Annotated in this window: 25 protein-coding genes; 21 read left to right on the top strand and 4 right to left on the bottom strand. The window is 57.3% G+C overall.

All coding sequences use genetic code 11. The features are described 5' to 3' along the window. The first annotated feature begins 69 nt into the window (after positions 1-69). The 12 genes from JFU48_RS21040 to JFU48_RS20985 all read left to right on the top strand — a co-directional run bounded on the left by JFU48_RS21040 (position 70) and on the right by JFU48_RS20985 (position 5,052). Positions 70-246: a hypothetical protein gene (locus JFU48_RS21040; RefSeq protein WP_201137523.1), complete on the top strand. Its 177-nt coding sequence runs from the start codon at positions 70-72 to the stop codon at positions 244-246. 336 nt (positions 247-582) lie between these two features. After that, a complete protein-coding gene (locus JFU48_RS21035) occupies positions 583-1,077 on the top strand; it encodes an HNH endonuclease signature motif containing protein (protein ID WP_201137522.1) in 495 nt (164 codons plus the stop codon). A 21-nt stretch (positions 1,078-1,098) separates the two neighbouring features. Then, positions 1,099-1,377: a hypothetical protein gene (locus JFU48_RS21030; protein WP_201137521.1), complete on the top strand. Its 279-nt coding sequence runs from the start codon at positions 1,099-1,101 to the stop codon at positions 1,375-1,377. Then, positions 1,374-1,598: a DUF551 domain-containing protein gene (locus tag JFU48_RS21025; protein ID WP_201137520.1), complete on the top strand. Its 225-nt coding sequence runs from the start codon at positions 1,374-1,376 to the stop codon at positions 1,596-1,598. The genes JFU48_RS21030 and JFU48_RS21025 overlap by 4 nt, the downstream gene beginning before the upstream one ends. 24 nt (positions 1,599-1,622) lie before the next feature. Next, on the top strand, positions 1,623-2,027 hold the full coding sequence (locus tag JFU48_RS21020) for a hypothetical protein (RefSeq protein WP_201137519.1): 405 nt from the start codon (positions 1,623-1,625) through the stop codon (positions 2,025-2,027). Continuing rightward, the gene (locus tag JFU48_RS21015; protein WP_007965048.1) at positions 2,024-2,215 is read left to right on the top strand and encodes a hypothetical protein; all 192 of its coding nucleotides are present in this window, start codon (positions 2,024-2,026) and stop codon (positions 2,213-2,215) included. The genes JFU48_RS21020 and JFU48_RS21015 overlap by 4 nt, the downstream gene beginning before the upstream one ends. Then, the gene (locus JFU48_RS21010) at positions 2,212-2,406 is read left to right on the top strand and encodes a hypothetical protein (RefSeq protein WP_095135460.1); all 195 of its coding nucleotides are present in this window, start codon (positions 2,212-2,214) and stop codon (positions 2,404-2,406) included. Before JFU48_RS21015 ends, JFU48_RS21010 begins: the two co-directional genes overlap by 4 nt. A 157-nt stretch (positions 2,407-2,563) precedes the next feature. Then, the gene (locus tag JFU48_RS21005) at positions 2,564-3,310 is read left to right on the top strand and encodes a hypothetical protein (protein WP_201137518.1); all 747 of its coding nucleotides are present in this window, start codon (positions 2,564-2,566) and stop codon (positions 3,308-3,310) included. Beyond that, on the top strand, positions 3,307-3,870 hold the full coding sequence (locus JFU48_RS21000) for a siphovirus Gp157 family protein (RefSeq protein ID WP_201137517.1): 564 nt from the start codon (positions 3,307-3,309) through the stop codon (positions 3,868-3,870). The genes JFU48_RS21005 and JFU48_RS21000 overlap by 4 nt, the downstream gene beginning before the upstream one ends. A gap of 7 nt (positions 3,871-3,877) precedes the next feature. Then, entirely contained in the window at positions 3,878-4,120 is a 243-nt protein-coding gene (locus JFU48_RS20995) for a hypothetical protein (protein WP_201137516.1), read from the top strand. Then, positions 4,117-4,578: a hypothetical protein gene (locus JFU48_RS20990; RefSeq protein ID WP_201137515.1), complete on the top strand. Its 462-nt coding sequence runs from the start codon at positions 4,117-4,119 to the stop codon at positions 4,576-4,578. Before JFU48_RS20995 ends, JFU48_RS20990 begins: the two co-directional genes overlap by 4 nt. Before the next feature lie 81 nt (positions 4,579-4,659). Then, complete coding sequence (locus JFU48_RS20985; RefSeq protein ID WP_201137514.1) at positions 4,660-5,052, top strand: hypothetical protein; 393 nt, start codon at positions 4,660-4,662, stop codon at positions 5,050-5,052. On the opposite strand, the gene JFU48_RS20980 is transcribed toward JFU48_RS20985, so the two are convergent. Next, entirely contained in the window at positions 5,045-5,653 is a 609-nt protein-coding gene (locus tag JFU48_RS20980; RefSeq protein ID WP_201137513.1) for a hypothetical protein, read from the bottom strand. The two genes, JFU48_RS20985 and JFU48_RS20980, sit on opposite strands and share 8 nt — an antisense overlap. Positions 5,654-5,752: 99 nt before the next feature. On the opposite strand from JFU48_RS20980, the gene JFU48_RS20975 reads away from it, so the two are divergent. Then, on the top strand, positions 5,753-6,016 hold the full coding sequence (locus JFU48_RS20975) for a hypothetical protein (protein ID WP_242486692.1): 264 nt from the start codon (positions 5,753-5,755) through the stop codon (positions 6,014-6,016). Positions 6,017-6,163: 147 nt separating this feature from the next. Here the strand turns inward: JFU48_RS20975 and JFU48_RS20970 are convergent, their stop codons facing one another. After that, on the bottom strand, positions 6,164-6,706 hold the full coding sequence (locus JFU48_RS20970; protein WP_201137512.1) for a hypothetical protein: 543 nt from the start codon (positions 6,704-6,706) through the stop codon (positions 6,164-6,166). A 159-nt stretch (positions 6,707-6,865) separates the two neighbouring features. Here JFU48_RS20970 and JFU48_RS20965 point away from each other — a divergent pair, with 159 nt between their 5' ends. Then, positions 6,866-7,453, top strand: coding sequence for a hypothetical protein (locus JFU48_RS20965; RefSeq protein ID WP_201137511.1), 588 nt, complete (start codon positions 6,866-6,868; stop codon positions 7,451-7,453). Between the two features lie 36 nt (positions 7,454-7,489). Here the strand turns inward: JFU48_RS20965 and JFU48_RS20960 are convergent, their stop codons facing one another. Continuing rightward, positions 7,490-7,735 carry a hypothetical protein gene (locus JFU48_RS20960; protein ID WP_201137510.1) on the bottom strand — a complete coding sequence of 82 codons (246 nt, stop codon included), beginning with the start codon at positions 7,733-7,735 and terminating at the stop codon, positions 7,490-7,492. A 109-nt stretch (positions 7,736-7,844) separates the two neighbouring features. Next, positions 7,845-8,087 (bottom strand): hypothetical protein, encoded by a 243-nt coding sequence (locus JFU48_RS20955; protein WP_201137509.1) that lies wholly within the window; start codon positions 8,085-8,087, stop codon positions 7,845-7,847. Between the two features lie 128 nt (positions 8,088-8,215). Here JFU48_RS20955 and JFU48_RS20950 point away from each other — a divergent pair, with 128 nt between their 5' ends. From JFU48_RS20950 to JFU48_RS20920, 7 genes are all read left to right on the top strand, one after another. Continuing rightward, positions 8,216-8,530 carry a hypothetical protein gene (locus JFU48_RS20950; RefSeq protein ID WP_201137508.1) on the top strand — a complete coding sequence of 105 codons (315 nt, stop codon included), beginning with the start codon at positions 8,216-8,218 and terminating at the stop codon, positions 8,528-8,530. Between the two features lie 43 nt (positions 8,531-8,573). Next, positions 8,574-9,209 carry a hypothetical protein gene (locus JFU48_RS20945; protein WP_201137507.1) on the top strand — a complete coding sequence of 212 codons (636 nt, stop codon included), beginning with the start codon at positions 8,574-8,576 and terminating at the stop codon, positions 9,207-9,209. Then, on the top strand, positions 9,206-9,523 hold the full coding sequence (locus JFU48_RS20940; RefSeq protein ID WP_201137506.1) for a hypothetical protein: 318 nt from the start codon (positions 9,206-9,208) through the stop codon (positions 9,521-9,523). The genes JFU48_RS20945 and JFU48_RS20940 overlap by 4 nt, the downstream gene beginning before the upstream one ends. Before the next feature lie 51 nt (positions 9,524-9,574). Continuing rightward, positions 9,575-10,069 (top strand): hypothetical protein, encoded by a 495-nt coding sequence (locus JFU48_RS20935; protein ID WP_201137505.1) that lies wholly within the window; start codon positions 9,575-9,577, stop codon positions 10,067-10,069. Positions 10,070-10,324: 255 nt separating this feature from the next. After that, positions 10,325-11,527: a tyrosine-type recombinase/integrase gene (locus JFU48_RS20930; protein ID WP_201137504.1), complete on the top strand. Its 1,203-nt coding sequence runs from the start codon at positions 10,325-10,327 to the stop codon at positions 11,525-11,527. A gap of 12 nt (positions 11,528-11,539) precedes the next feature. Further along, positions 11,540-13,126 carry an ABC-F family ATPase gene (locus tag JFU48_RS20925; RefSeq protein WP_080593251.1) on the top strand — a complete coding sequence of 529 codons (1,587 nt, stop codon included), beginning with the start codon at positions 11,540-11,542 and terminating at the stop codon, positions 13,124-13,126. Positions 13,127-13,410: 284 nt separating this feature from the next. Next, positions 13,411-14,598 carry an MFS transporter gene (locus tag JFU48_RS20920; protein WP_201137503.1) on the top strand — a complete coding sequence of 396 codons (1,188 nt, stop codon included), beginning with the start codon at positions 13,411-13,413 and terminating at the stop codon, positions 14,596-14,598. Positions 14,599-14,703: the final 105 nt, after the last annotated feature.

The following is a 14,703-nucleotide window of genomic DNA, read 5'->3' as shown; positions in this document are numbered from 1 at the left end:
CAGCAACACGGAATTTTTCACTGATGCACCTGGTGACGGGTGCATTGGGAAAACAACCGGAGAATCACGATGACGCGCAATGAACATGAAGAAGTCGAAAGCTACGCACTCGCTGCGATGATCGGCCTTATTTCTGCCAAGGATGACCGGCCCGAGTTGGTCGCGGCCAAGGCCTTCGATATCGCCGAAGCATTCCAGCAAGAGAAGCTAAAGCGCATCGGCGAAAAACCTCCATACGACTGCTGAACAACCAGCGCCACGACAGCCTGTCGTTAACTGCCCAATGCCCTGGTACTCCCCAGCACCAGGCCGCATCGGAGTGTGATCTGAATGAAAACGCTGTGGCTGAGTGCACAAATGGCCGGTGTGGTGCCGGTAGCCGCAAACAGAAGCCAGCAGTAGTCACAGATCACACCCCGATGCGGACGAAACTGCGGCCTATAACCGCCCACCTGCATCAACGCGGGGTAGCTTGCGCGCAATCAAGCCAGCAACAAGCACCACGGCGGTGAAGCCCGCGCCGGAGACGTAACCGGCACCTCCTCCCCGACAAACGCATTCAGCCTCACGGCAGGAGGGCGTATGCGCCTTAAAGAACACCAGCTCGCCGAATACTTCAGCTACGCCAACGGCCAACTTCATTGGTCGGGCGGATTCAACAAAGGCAAAGAAGCCGGCAGTCCTCGGCCTGATGGCTATCGAGTCGTGAACAAGTTCAAGGTTCAGTACTACGTGCATCGCGTGATCTGGTGTCTTCACCACGGTGAGCTTCTTGATGGGATGCACATTGATCACATCAACGGAAACAGGCTGGACAACCGAATTGAAAATCTTCGGGCTGTCACGGCCGCAGAGAACAACAAAAACCTCGCGCTGAGTGATGCGAATCGAATCGGCGTGCTTGGGATTCAGTTCAATAAGAAGCACGGCAATTTCACCGCTCGCATTCGCGCAAATCGAATCCTGATCACCCTCGGAACATTCGAAACTTTGCTGGATGCAGTCGCTGCGCGGAAGTCTGCCGAGCTGAGCTTCGGCTTTCATCCAAATCACGGGCGCCAGCCGCGCGCCGCCTAACCCAAAACACTGGAGGTCGTCATGCACAACTGCACCGACACACAAGCAGTTTGCCGAGGTTGCGGGCTGAAGCTGCGCGGCTCGCCATCGTGGAAAGGCGGCCTCGCCTATCACCCAGAGCCGAAAGGCGAAGTCCACCAATGCCACTACGGCGGCTGGGTCTGCTCGCGGCGCTGCGACATCCGCGCCTGTGTCGAGCTGGAAGGAACCATGCCTGGCTGCGGTGGCGTGAACAGTTACGAGCGGCTGTCCATTTACGCAAAACAGAGCATTGAGCGCCATTGGCCGGAGGCAGCATGAGCGGCTGGATTGATTGCAATGAGCAAATGCCTATGCCGGATCAGCTGGTCGCAGTCTGGCGCAACTGGGGCGAAGGCTTCGGCTATTACCTCGACTCGATCTACGAAGGCTGCTGGTACGACGTCGAGGAGTGCTGTCAGCACGCTGAGTGCGTCGGCCACCCGATACGCCCGCCCGTTACATCCCATTGGGCGCCACTGCCCGAACCGCCCGCCGAATAACACCTCGCCACTCTGGAGACGACCATGTCAGCTCTACGCAAGCCCATCCCGGAAGACGACTTTCTCGACACGGAGGCTGGTCAGGAATGGCTGAACGAGTCGGTCGACGATCTGCTTTATCGGCGAAACGTCGAGGCTCCAAATCCGGTAGGTCGCAGCAAGGTCCTGGTCAACGCTGACCACTTACCGGAGGCGCTGGCCGATCACATGGCCGCGACCCCTGACCCCGATCGGTACATCGAGAAGATTTTGATCGAGCTGATCTGTCGCGGGGATGGCGGTGTACTGCAAAAGTGGGCCGTCGAAGCCGTCGGCGGTGATCCGCAGATCGTTCGGTCGCTCGCCAGCGACCTGGTCGCGGTGCACGCCAACGAGTACCGAGATGCCAAGCGCGAAAGCGATCGCGTTGAGCGGGAGTGTGGGTTTTGAGCCCTCACATTCTGATCGATCAAGCCCTTGATGGTGTGTCGGCGCCCGCCGGCGAGGAAGACATCAGCCTGCTGGTGCAGGCGCTGATCACCCGCCTCTTCACCGACGGCGCAATCACCACCGACGAGTTCAACCACTACTGCAAACGCCTGCGTGACACCTGTCAGCGGCGCAAGGAGGACGCATGAGTACGGCACCGGTTAAATCACTGATCGACGAGCAGCTCGAGGACATCGAACACAAGATCGCCCTGCTCGGCTTCGGCCTTCCGTTCAACGAGGTGATCGGTCGCAAGCGAGAGGATCTGGTCGCCAGTCTCCCGCAGCGCCTGGCGCCTTCCATGAAGGGTAAGCGCATCGCCGTGAGAGTTCGGCCGTGACCGGCCGCCAATGGGCGCGTCGCCTGATCATCTGGCGTGGCGCGTTCTCTTCCCTCGGCGTCTTCACCTTCCTGATGCTGCTCAGCGCCCTCGCCGATCACATCACTCAATAAACCCCATCTTTCAAAGCCGCGCACACGCGCGGCGGGAGATCGTCATGCCTGCACCAAACCTCGCCCTCTGGGAGGAGGTCGAAAAGACCGACCCTAAGTTCACCAAGGAATACACCGGCCCCGGCGGTTTTACAGGTACCGCGGTGAACGCCCAATACCTGGCTAAGCGTGCCACTGAGCAGTTCGGGCCTTGCGGTACCGGCTGGGGGTATGACGTGATCGAAGAGCGCTTTGATATCGGCGGACCGCTGCTGAGCAAGGACGGAGCAGTTTTGGCCAACGCCCAGGTTCACACACTCAAAGTCGCGCTGTGGTACCTCGGCGGCGACGGTGAGCGCAAGACGATCACGCACTATGGACACACGCCTTTCATCACACAGAACCGGTTTGGTATCAGTACTGACTTCGACGCACCAAAGAAATCTCTCACAGATGCGATCGGCAAATGCCTGAGCCAGCTCGGCTTCTCCGCCGACGTTCGCCTGGGTCTTTACGACGACATTCACTACGTCAACGAACGCCTGGGTGAAGCCGAAATCGAGCGCGCCGAGGACAAGATCGAAGCGAAGGAGCGTCTGGCAGCTGAATACCGCGAATGGCTGGCTGAAACACTCCACTTGATCGGTACCGCGCAATCACTCAACGAGTTGGAGCAGCTCTACAAATCGGCGATGCGCAAGATGGCACTGCGCCAGAGCGACCCAGAACGCGAAGCCCACAAACTTAAATTCACCCGCGCCAAGGACGCCCGCAAAGCGGACCTTGAGGACGCTATGGAGGGTGCAGCATGACTGATCTCTACAAGCTGAATCGACAGATGACCGAACTCGCGGCACTGGCTGACACTGACGACGAAGGGCTGCGCCAAGCCATCCAAGACACCATGGACGGCATAAAAGGTGAGTTTGAAGTAAAGGCCGACAGCGTCGTCATGCTGCGCCGGAACATCGAAGGTGACATTGACGCAATCGACAAGGAAGTCGACCGCCTCAACGAACTCAAACGCATCAAGAAAAACACCGTGGGCCAACTCAGCGATTACCTGCGCCGGAACATGGAGGCCGCAGACATCAAGTCGATCAAGCGACCACTGTTCACTATCACACTGGCGCTCTCGCCCGAGAAGGTCATCGTCGACAACGAGCAAGCCGTGCCAGATGAATTCGTCACGCTGAAGAGCGTGATCACCCCGGATAAGAAAACCATCGCCATCAAGCTCAAGGAAATTCGCGATCACAACGACGCTGTGCGCAAGCGCATCGAAGCCGGCGAAGACGCGGAACACGAACTGCTACCGGAACCGGTCTGGGCTCACCTTGAGCGCGGCGAAAGCTCGATACGGATCAAGTGAGGCCAGCATGATCAGCAACCACCTCAACCTGATCGAGCAGCAGCGGCAGCACGCGGAATCCATCAATGACCAAGTCGCCCAGTACCTGGCCGCCGGCGGGCGGATCGATCAACTGAAAAGCCCGCCGCGCAATCCGCTGCCACCGCCCCGCTCGAAGAAAATAGACCCTGAAACGGTCCTCAAGCGGCGCCCTAAGCCGATTTCGGCTGCCGACCGGCAGGCGCTGCGCAAAATGGCGGACTCGATATGAGCAAGCGCAAACCATGCAATCGTCGGGTGCAGATCGAGCGCAGCATGCGCGCCCTGGTCAACACCCACCACGCAGCTGTGATCAACATCGATCCAAGCGGCCTTCAGGTCATGATCAACTGGAAGAGCGGTAAGCAGATCCTGTCGAGAGCGGTTTCCGACGCACTCTGCGATGTCGCGCACCGCTGGACGATCTACATCGCGGGCATCTGCGTTCGTCAGGACGGCGCCCAATACATCAAGTCGATAGACATCAAGCCCGACGGCGTGCACCTGGTGGAAAGGCTCTCGGATGTCCTTGAGCATTTCTACGAAGAGGTGATGGCCGACTGCAACCCCAATCACCGCGTCGGCATGGGCTGGCTGGCCGTGCCCGGTGACACGCCGGTGCCCGAAGCACGTTTATCGGCGCTGCTGGCATCGGTCGGCGCCTGGCATCAGGTGAAGGTTGCAGCGTGAAACGAACCATCAACCCGGCGGCCACGCGCCGCCGACAGACCTGGCTGGACTTGCCGGCCAGCGGAATTGAAGAGGTAGGCCATGGCCGAAGAACAGGAACTTGCGCCGGTCGAGCCGCAGCTGACAGCGGAAGCCATCAAGCAGCGCAAGAAGCGCGAGAAGGCAGCAGCGAAGGATGCTGCATTGGGCGTCGAAAAGTTTACGGTTGAGGTCGCCGGTGTGTTCAAGCCTGACCTCAAGCGGGTCATGGCCGCCCACGGCTTCAACAACCAGCAGGAGGTGTATCAGAACCTGCTGCGCAACTTGATCGCGGCCGACTTCGAAACGCAGGCTCAGATGCTCAAGTGTGTCACGACACCTTTTGTTGTTACTGAAAAGGTGTCGCGCATTATTCAGGCCGCCGGCATGAGGTCGCTCGCTGACGATCCGCCAGAGCCTGATGACGAAGTTATCGGGCCTGATCGGATCACTTGAGCGAACCAGTGATCACCGAAAAAGCCCCTATTGCCTTCATATCCAGCTTGTCGATTTCAAAACGACCCCAGTACCCGTTAGCGCTTCGATAAAGCTCAATGACGTACTTGTGGTAGTTCTCGTAAAACTCTGAAAGGTCCACTTCCCCTGAGCTTCTTTCGGTAATTGCATGAGCCGTACTGTTCCGAACTTGCCGAAATTTTCTGCCGAAGTCAGCGGGTATCTGAATGTCGTAATAGTCGGAACTGTTTTCCCATCCGTAACCTTGCCCAGCCTTTATTCGGTGGAGAATTCCTAGGAACACACGACTGGTTTCAACTTGGAACAAGTCGTCTTTTTTCTGCGCCCCAGGGCGACCTGAGAAGCCTGCATCACTGCCTTGCTCTCGCATGAAGCAAGCAACGTAGAACTCGTAGAGATGATGAAGAAAAGAGCTGTAGCTACTGAAGAGCCGTACCTGCTCCACAGCGTTTAGCTTATTTCTAATTTGTTTTTCTGCGAGCTCAACGAATTCATCGAAGCTGCTTTTCATTAAAAAGCATTCGTGATGAATGGTTGTAATCAGAGCACTATCGAGATCTGGATCAGTGAAGTTCTGCATTGACCTTCTCCATCCGGCTCCATGCCGGGCCGAACACAAATACCCCACTTCTACGAATCACGCCAGCCGGCGAGGCAGGCGTATGCCTGGAGAATGCTTATGAGCACTTTCGCTGTGTTTGGAATGACCATTGATGTCGCCACCGCCGAGGCGCGCAAGAAAACGAGCGGCACCCGTAAGAACCTCAAGGCTCCAGGCGGCGTCGAGCCAATACCCGAGCCTGAGTGGCTTGAAATGGTTCGCAAGCGTGCAGAGAAGATCATGGGGGGGGGCTACGGTGCGTCAGCTTTCACCATTATTCGACGCGCCGCAGTACGCAGAGCAGTTCATGGAGCTGGCTCGAAAGACTTTACGCTGTCGTGATTTGAAGATTCGAGCAAAGGCGGTGCTGACCGACGCCAAGGGAAAGCCAATCCTCAATCCAAAAACCAAGGTGCCGAAGGTTGGTTTTTCCGAGTGGCCACCGAAGCCTGTTGAGCAGCAAGAGCAGGCCGCATGACCTGCCCTCACCTATTGCGCTGAGGTTTTGTACAAAACCAAAGCAATCCCAATGGTTATCGCTAATAAAACCAAACCAAGAGATATTCTCTTTAGCCATCTAAATGATGGCTCCCCTTGCTTTACTCTTACCCACTCACCCTTAAGTAAAAATTGAATCTGGCCTAACAACTTATCAAGATTCGCTACCATATCTTTTAATGTATCATCACCTTTATCGTGAAGACTATTCAGCGTTTTGATAATATCTTGGTGCTCAGCAGGGTTAAGCCTTAGCTTAATTCTAGCAGCAGATATTTCCATCTTTATAAACTCATTATGTTTTTCAAGAATAATATTCTTCGTATCATCAGAGTCTTCAGCAAAGTCAATAATGGCATGCAGATGCCCTATTAGCTCGGCGACATCATTCCGAAGAGCTTCGATCCACGCCTGCCTAAACTCGGAAGTTTTATTTTCTTTAGTAAGCACTGCAACTATGAAGGCAATTGTACCAGCGATCATCGCGGCTAATACGGGTCCTATTACGGGTATCAAACTTTTATAAACATCCATCTACCTGCTCCAAAGTCAAATGAGCTGAATCATACCTGATACCCTTGGGAAGCGAGCTGCACGCTGACATCACCTCCGCACACGACGCTCCCGAGCTCGACATAAATTTCTGACTCCCCACCCTCCACCACCCGGGCATGCCCCGGCATAGGACGCCCCATGCCCACAGAAAACAAACCGGCCGAGCCGCTGCCGACATTGGCGACTGGCGCCGCGCTTGATGCATCGACCTGGAACGACTTCGTCGAACGCCTCCGTTATCACTGCAAAGGCGCCGGCGTTAAATGGCACCACACTGCGGCCGCCATTTTCACTGTGCAGACCAAGCGAATCGATTACGGCTACGAGATCGACTACGCGGAAGGCCGAGTTGTCTGTCTGGAGGATCAGCACTGGTTCAGCCCGAAAGAATACTGGTACGATCTCGACGACGAGGAGCGTGCAGAAATCGACCAGGCTCTGATGGCTGATCGGGAATGCAGCTTTATAGATCTGGACGAGGACGACCAGTGGGAATATCTCGCCGAGTGCGATGACCACACCGTCACCGGCTGGAACAAGCGCTGGGAGATCGTGAACAGTCACTTCACCCGAGATGCCGCTGAAGCGTTCATCCGGCGCAAGCAGCACGACTACGGCGAAATGCGCGTCTACGTCGAATCGCAGTACTACGCCAGGGAGTTCGAAGCCATCAAGGAGGCGATCCTCGACGGCACGCTGACCTACACGCCGAAAGCAGCGACGTGACATCCTTCCAATGGGAGTTACTGCGACATCCGTCGGTCACTCGGATAATAGGGCTCCACTTTCGGCAGGTCGACCATCAAGAGGGGGAAGCGGATCTACTTGAACGCCAGTAAGGACTGCGGCCCAGGCATCAAAGGCCTGCCTATGACGCGCTACTGCTTCATCCCAGCGACTGCCGGTGACCTCGCTTGCAACCACCAACATCATCAGGTGATTGGTGGTTGCATCGAGATCGAGCAATCGGTGATGGGCTTTAAAACGTAAATCATCAGATGCAGTCATTTTTCATGGCCGAGATGGGCTGGCTCGGAACTACGGGCCGATATCCCAATGGAGTCAGTTTGCCATCAAATATCCAAGTTCAAAAGTCGACACGACCAATAGCAGGCCCTCACGGCATTTGTCGATCGATCCAATCCTCGGCCGCTTTGACCGCATCAGCGATAGCCTGCTGGTAATCATCCCAAGGGCCATCTAGTTCTACCGCGACTTTGCCGAGCCCTTCAACCTCGCCCAGCGCGATCACATGTGCAGCCGTAGGCGCTTCATCGTTCGGCTTCTTCCAGTCGAACTTCACGAAAACGTCTTTGCCACGGTAGTGATGGGCAAGCGGTACATCCATCTGGTGTGACACGGCTCCTCCTACATAGGGTTGTGGGCTGAGAGTATTGTTTTAGACCTTCTTACCGGTTTTCGCCATCAAGGCGAAATGCCATTCCCTCCCCCTTCAAAGTCAGCCGCTATAGCGGCAAGGACGAAGTCATGTCTGAAGAAAAGTTGATTGGCCCCGTCGAAGTCGTGCGCGATGAAGACGGGTACTGGTATCACCCGAACATTCCGGACTTCGACGAAGACGCTGAAGCATGGAAAGCGTGGCTCGATGCGCAAGGCCTGAAGGTCATCGGCTGGCATATGGATTCCGATCTGGGAGTTCATCCCTACTGGGATGACGATGCGTGTCATTGCCTGGGTTGGCAGCCTGAAACGCCGTCCGGCGATGGCTGGTTCCTGCTCGGAATTTTCGACACGGACGACGGCCCCTACGTGCAATGGGCGCGCCGCCAGGTGACGTCATGATCTTCGCCCCGCTCTACATGGCCTACCTGATCTATCGAGGCCCATGGCGATGAACAAATTGGTTTGTGGGTGGGGCATAAACGATGTCGATTACCAAATTCAGGCGAACAGGCCGTACTTGGATAACGGAATCAAAAAATACATCACCGAGTTCGATTGCCCTTACTACCGGCGCTGGTCGCACATGCTGATGCGGTGTTACAGCGATAAATTCAAACCCAAAAATCCAACCTACAGAAACACCACTGTTTGTGATGAGTGGAGGCACTTTTCGAAGTTCAGAGCCTGGATGGAAGCGATGCCATGGCATGGCAATGAGCTGGACAAAGACATCCTTGGCGATGGCTCTCATTACTCACCGAGCACCTGCTGCTTCGTACCTAAAAGCGTGAACGTATTCTGGACGAAGTGTGACGAAAAAGGCTCGAGCCTCGTTGGCGCGAGCTTTCACAAAGCCTCCGGGAGATATCGGGCTCAGTGCAATGTAGGAAAGCATCGCAAGGCATTGGGCTATTTCAACTCAGAGTTAGAGGCCCATGCAGCATGGGTTAGGGCAAAGGCCGAGTCACTGGCCATTTTGCTTGGATCGGTGAACCTTGAGGAAAGGGTTGTCCGTGGAATGAAGCGCAGGCTCAGCTTTTTTGAAGAGCGCTTGAAAGTCGGAGAGCTCACGCAATGAACCGCATGGTCAGCGTCCGAACCGAGGAACTGGCCGGCCCGGCGCTGGACTGGGCAATCAACGCGATAGAGGGTGATCAGCAGCCTGGCACTGGGCAACTGCAACTCTTCATCCTGCCCGACGCCGAGCAACTGATCACGAAGTACGGCGTCTGGGTCGATGTTGGCCACCGGCACCCTTGGCTGGCTGACATGACGAACGAACCGTTCAACCGCCAGCCCGGAGAAACCCGAACCATTGCTGTGTTCCGCGCCGTGGTATTCGCCAAGCGCGGCGCTGCGGTGAGCGTCCCCGCCGAATTCATCCAGCAGTAACCCCTCCCCCAACTCAACAGCCTGCCGGTATACGGCGGGCGAGGAATTCGTATGTCCGCACTTAACCGCTTCCACGAAACAGCGAGCGATGCGCTGGAAAAGATCAGCGCCAGCCTTCCTGAAGGCGCAAAGCTCTGCCTGACCATCCACACCCCCGAAAAACCAGAACTCGACATTGTTCTGCAGGACAAAGGGCTCGACCTGAACGAGGTGGTTTCCACCCTACGCCGGCGCGGCCTGAGCATCGACGGCGACAACACCTACAAGCGCGACCTGCTGGACTCTGTAGTCGGTGCACTGGCGTTCGGCGCGCAGAACAACAACGCGCCACCGGCCGGGCACTGGGGCCAGCGCTTCTGGGATATCGGCCGCGAGGAGCGCGGACTTCACGAAGAGCTGGTGGCGGCGCTGAAACTCACCCGCGAGAACCTCCGCGCCTGCCAGGCAACCATTCACCTCGCAGGCGGGTTTGATCCGGCCTACGTCGACGACGCACAGGCCACGATGGCAGTCGCCGACGCACTGCTGGCCAAGGTCGGCGCATAACCCATCACCACCTTCTGCCGCCACGTGCGGCATGGAGCAACAACGCCCGCCCCGGGCAGAGGACGCCGCTATGCCTGGAGAGCTGCAAGTTCTACAAGCACCAGACCCCGACAAAATCACCGAAAAGCAAATGGCAGAACGCCTCGGAACAACCATGAAAGCCTTGCAGACCCGACGCAGTAGAAACCAGATCCCTGAAGGGGTGTGGAACAAGTTCGGACACAACATCATGTACAGCATCAGGAGATACGACGAATGGCTCGAAAGCCTTTGGGTTTGCCCGCCGGGTTGGAAATCAGGGGCGACACCATCCGGATCCGTTTTAGTTGGGACGGTAAGCGTCGATCCGAAACACTCACGCTTCCAACCACGAAAGCGGGCATCAAGGCTGCCACCAGTCTTAGAGATCAAGTAGTCGGCCTGATCAAGCATGGCCTGCTCGACGAAGCGAAATACGCAGAACTGTTCCCCGGGTCGGCATTGTCCGGGGGCAAGGAGGTTTTGTTCGGGGAGTATGCGCAGGCGTGGCTGAGCGGAAGGGAAATTGAGGAAGGCACGCACCTCAACTACAAAAGCGCGCTGAACCTGTACTGGATGCCCTACCTGGCACTCACTCGCTTGACGGCAATCAGCACGATGCTGCTGCGGAAAATCGTAGGGGAGATTGAGTGGTCGTCGCCAGGCGTGAAACGTAACGCCATCGTCCGACTGAGCACCATTCTGGATGATGCTGTGCGAGAAGAGCTCATCGGGAAGAACCCGGCCGAGCTATTGGACGCGCCGAAGCGCAAGAAGGGTGAGCCTGATCCGTTCACGCTGGAAGAGGCCAACAAGATAATCGCGGAGCTTTACAGCACAGAGCATTGGCCCAGTTCGATTTACGCGGCCTTCTTCGAGTTCGCTTTCTTCACCGGCATGCGGCCGCAGGAGATCATCGCCCTCCGCTGGGATGCCGTGGACAGGGTGAAGCGCCAGGCTCACGTCTGTCGCGCGATCGCCCAGGGCGTGATCAAGGAGCGCACCAAGACGAAGAAGAATCGGTATGTGCTGCTCAACGATCGTGCACTGCACGCTCTGGCGTTTGCTGAGCAGTACGCGGAGCGCCGGAAGGCTGGCACCGGGGCGATCAAGGATTTCCCCTACGTGTTCCCCCCTTCCAAGATGAGCCAGCACGTCAAGCAGACCTCAGACCTGCACAAACAATGGGGGCCGGCACTGGAAAGGCTGAAGGTTCGTTATCGGCCGCCGTACAACTGCCGTCATACTTATGCGACAATATGCATAATGTCTGGCATGAATCCCGCCTTTATTGCCCAACAGCTTGGACACAGCGTCCAAATGCTGCTCTCGACCTATGCCCGCTGGCTGAATTCCAGCGGTGACTGGGGCGAGATGGAAAAGCTCCAAAATGCCCCAGGAATGGCCCAAGCGCCAAATGTGCGGCTCGCAACCCATTGATAGGTAAAGTAATTGATCTCCACAGCAAATATCACGATGCAGTTCGGCGCCAAGCCGCTCTTCGAAAACGTTTCGGTCAAATTCGGCGCGGGTAACCGCTACGGTCTGATCGGCGCCAACGGTTGCGGCAAGTCGACCTTCATGAAAATCCTCGGTGGCGACCTCGACCCGTCCGGCGGTCAGGTCATGCTCGAGCCGAACGTGCGCCTGGGTAAATTGCGCCAGGACCAGTTCGCCTACGAAGAATTCACCGTGATCGACACCGTGATCATGGGTCACGAAGAGCTGTGGAAGGTCAAGGCCGAGCGCGACCGCATCTACTCGCTGGCAGAAATGTCGGAAGAAGACGGCATGGCCGTGGCCGAGCTGGAAACCGAGTTCGCCGAGATGGATGGCTACACCGCCGAATCCCGCGCGGGTGAACTGTTGCTGGGTCTGGGTATTCCGCTGGAGCAGCATTTCGGCCCGATGAGCGAAGTCTCGCCAGGCTGGAAACTGCGCGTATTGCTGGCTCAGGCGCTGTTCTCCGATCCGGAAGTGCTGTTGCTCGACGAACCGACCAACCACCTGGACATCAACACCATTCGCTGGCTGGAAAACGTTCTGACTCAGCGTAACAGCCTGATGATCATCATCTCTCACGACCGTCACTTCCTGAACAGCGTGTGCACCCACATGGCTGACCTGGATTACGGCGAATTGCGCCTGTTCCCGGGCAACTACGACGAGTACATGACCGTGGCGACCCAGTCCCGCGAGCAACTGCTGTCGGACAACGCCAAGAAGAAAGCGCAGATTTCCGAGCTGCAATCGTTCGTCAGCCGCTTCTCGGCCAACGCCTCGAAAGCCAAACAGGCCACTTCCCGCGCCAAGGCGATCGACAAGATCCAGCTGGCCGAGGTCAAGCCTTCCAGCCGCGTGAGCCCGTTCATCCGTTTCGAGCAAAACAAAAAGCTGCACCGTCAGGCCGTCATGGTCGAAAAGATGGCCAAAGGTTTCGACGGCAAGCCACTGTTCAAAGACTTCAGCTTCCAGGTTGAAGCGGGCGAGCGCGTAGCGATCATCGGCCCGAACGGCATCGGCAAGACCACCCTGCTGCGCACCCTGGTCAACGAACTGACCCCGGATGCCGGTAGCGTCAAGTGGACCGACGCCGCGGAACTGGGCTACTACGCTCAGGACCACGCGCACGACTTTGAAGACGACGTCACGCTGTTCGACTGGATGGGCCAGTGGACGCAGGGCGAGCAGATGATTCGCGGTACCTTGGGCCGCATGCTGTTCTCCAACGATGAGATCCTCAAGTCGGTCAAAGTGATTTCCGGTGGTGAGCAAGGTCGCATGCTGTTCGGCAAGCTGATCCTGCAAAAGCCGAACGTGCTGATCATGGACGAACCGACCAACCACCTGGACATGGAATCGATCGAGGCGCTGAACCTGGCGCTGGAAAACTACCCGGGCACGCTGATTTTCGTCAGCCACGACCGTGAGTTCGTATCGTCCCTGGCCACGCGCATCATCGAGTTGAGCCCGAATGGCGTGACCGACTTCAGCGGCACTTACGACGACTACCTGCGTAGTCAGGGTGTGGTGTTCTAAGAGCAGCTTCGAGTGTTGACCAGCTAGCTTCAAGCTAAGGCCCTGTCCATGTGACGGGGCTTTTTGCATTCCAGCGCCAGTATTCATGCGGGTACCGACACCATCGCGAGCAGGCTCACTCCTACACGGGGGACGCATTTCAACTGTAGGAGTGAGCCTGCTCGCGATGAGGCCGTCAGCAACGCCTCACTCCCGGACCAGGAAAAATAGTTAGCCTGCTTCCTTTTATTTCAACGCCACGCCATGATGCCGACTCTCCCACCGCCGCCCGCGAACGAGTTCACATGTCTGCGCAGCAACAGCCTCCGCAAAGCTCCCTGACGATCACCCTGCAGATCGTCTCCATCGTTTTCTACACCTTTGTCGCCTTCCTGTGCATCGGCCTGCCAATCGCGGTGTTGCCCGGTTATGTGCATGAACAACTGGGGTTCAGCGCGATCGTTGCCGGGCTGGTGATCGGCTCGCAGTATCTAGCCACCCTGCTCAGTCGGCCGATGGCCGGGCGTATGTCGGATACGCTGGGCACCAAACGGGCGATTGTCTATGGCTTGTGCGGGATTGTCCTCAGCGGGCTGCTGACGCTGATTTCGACGCTGTTGCAGGATTTTCCGTTGCCGAGCCTGATGATTCTGATCGTCGGGCGCCTGCTGCTCGGCGTGGCACAGGGCTTGATCGGGGTCGGCACCATCAGTTGGTGCATGGGCCAGGTCGGGGTCGAACATACGGCAAGATCAATCGGCTGGAACGGCATTGCCTCCTACGGCGCGATTGCGATTGGCGCGCCACTGGGCGTGGTCATGGTCGCCAACTACGGCTTTGCCAGCCTGGGCATCGCCCTTTCGGTATTGGCTGCGGGCGCTTTGGTATTGATCCGCAATAAACCTTCGGTGCCAGTGGTGCGCGGCGAACGGCTGCCTTTTTGGGCAGTCTTCGGGCGGATTGCACCGTATGGGGCCAGCTTGAGCCTGGCGTCCATCGGTTACGGCACACTGACCACCTTCATTACTCTTTATTACCTCAACCGTGGCTGGAGCGGCGCCGCGTATTGCCTGACGGTCTTCGGCGTGTGCTTCATCGTGTCGCGGCTGCTGTTTATTTCGGCGATCAGCCGTTTTGGCGGCTTCAATTCGGCCATTGCCTGCATGAGCATCGAAACCGTTGGGCTGGTGCTGCTGTGGCTGGCGCCGTCTACCGCGTTTGCCTTGATCGGCGCGGGACTCGCCGGGTTTGGTTTGTCGCTGGTGTATCCGGCGCTGGGGGTCGAGGCGATCAAGCAGGTGCCCAGTTCCAGCCGTGGCTCGGGGTTGGGTGCCTATGCGGTGTTCTTTGACCTGGCGCTGGCGATTGCCGGGCCGTTGATGGGCGCGGTGGCGTTGAATCTGGGCTATGCGTGGATATTTTTCAGTGCGGCGCTGTTGTCGGTGATCGGGCTGGGATTGACCCTGCTGCTCAAACGCCGGGCGATGAACTGAACCTTCGTACAAATCACTGTGGGAGCGGGCTTGCTCGCGAATGCGGTGGATCAGTCGCTATCTAGATTGACTGGCCCACCGCCTTCGCGAGCAAGCCCGCTCCCA

This window comes from Pseudomonas sp. TH49 (assembly GCF_016650625.1).
In the GTDB taxonomy this organism is placed as follows: domain Bacteria; phylum Pseudomonadota; class Gammaproteobacteria; order Pseudomonadales; family Pseudomonadaceae; genus Aquipseudomonas; species Aquipseudomonas fluorescens_H.
This window is presented reverse-complemented; position numbering and strand designations above follow the sequence as displayed.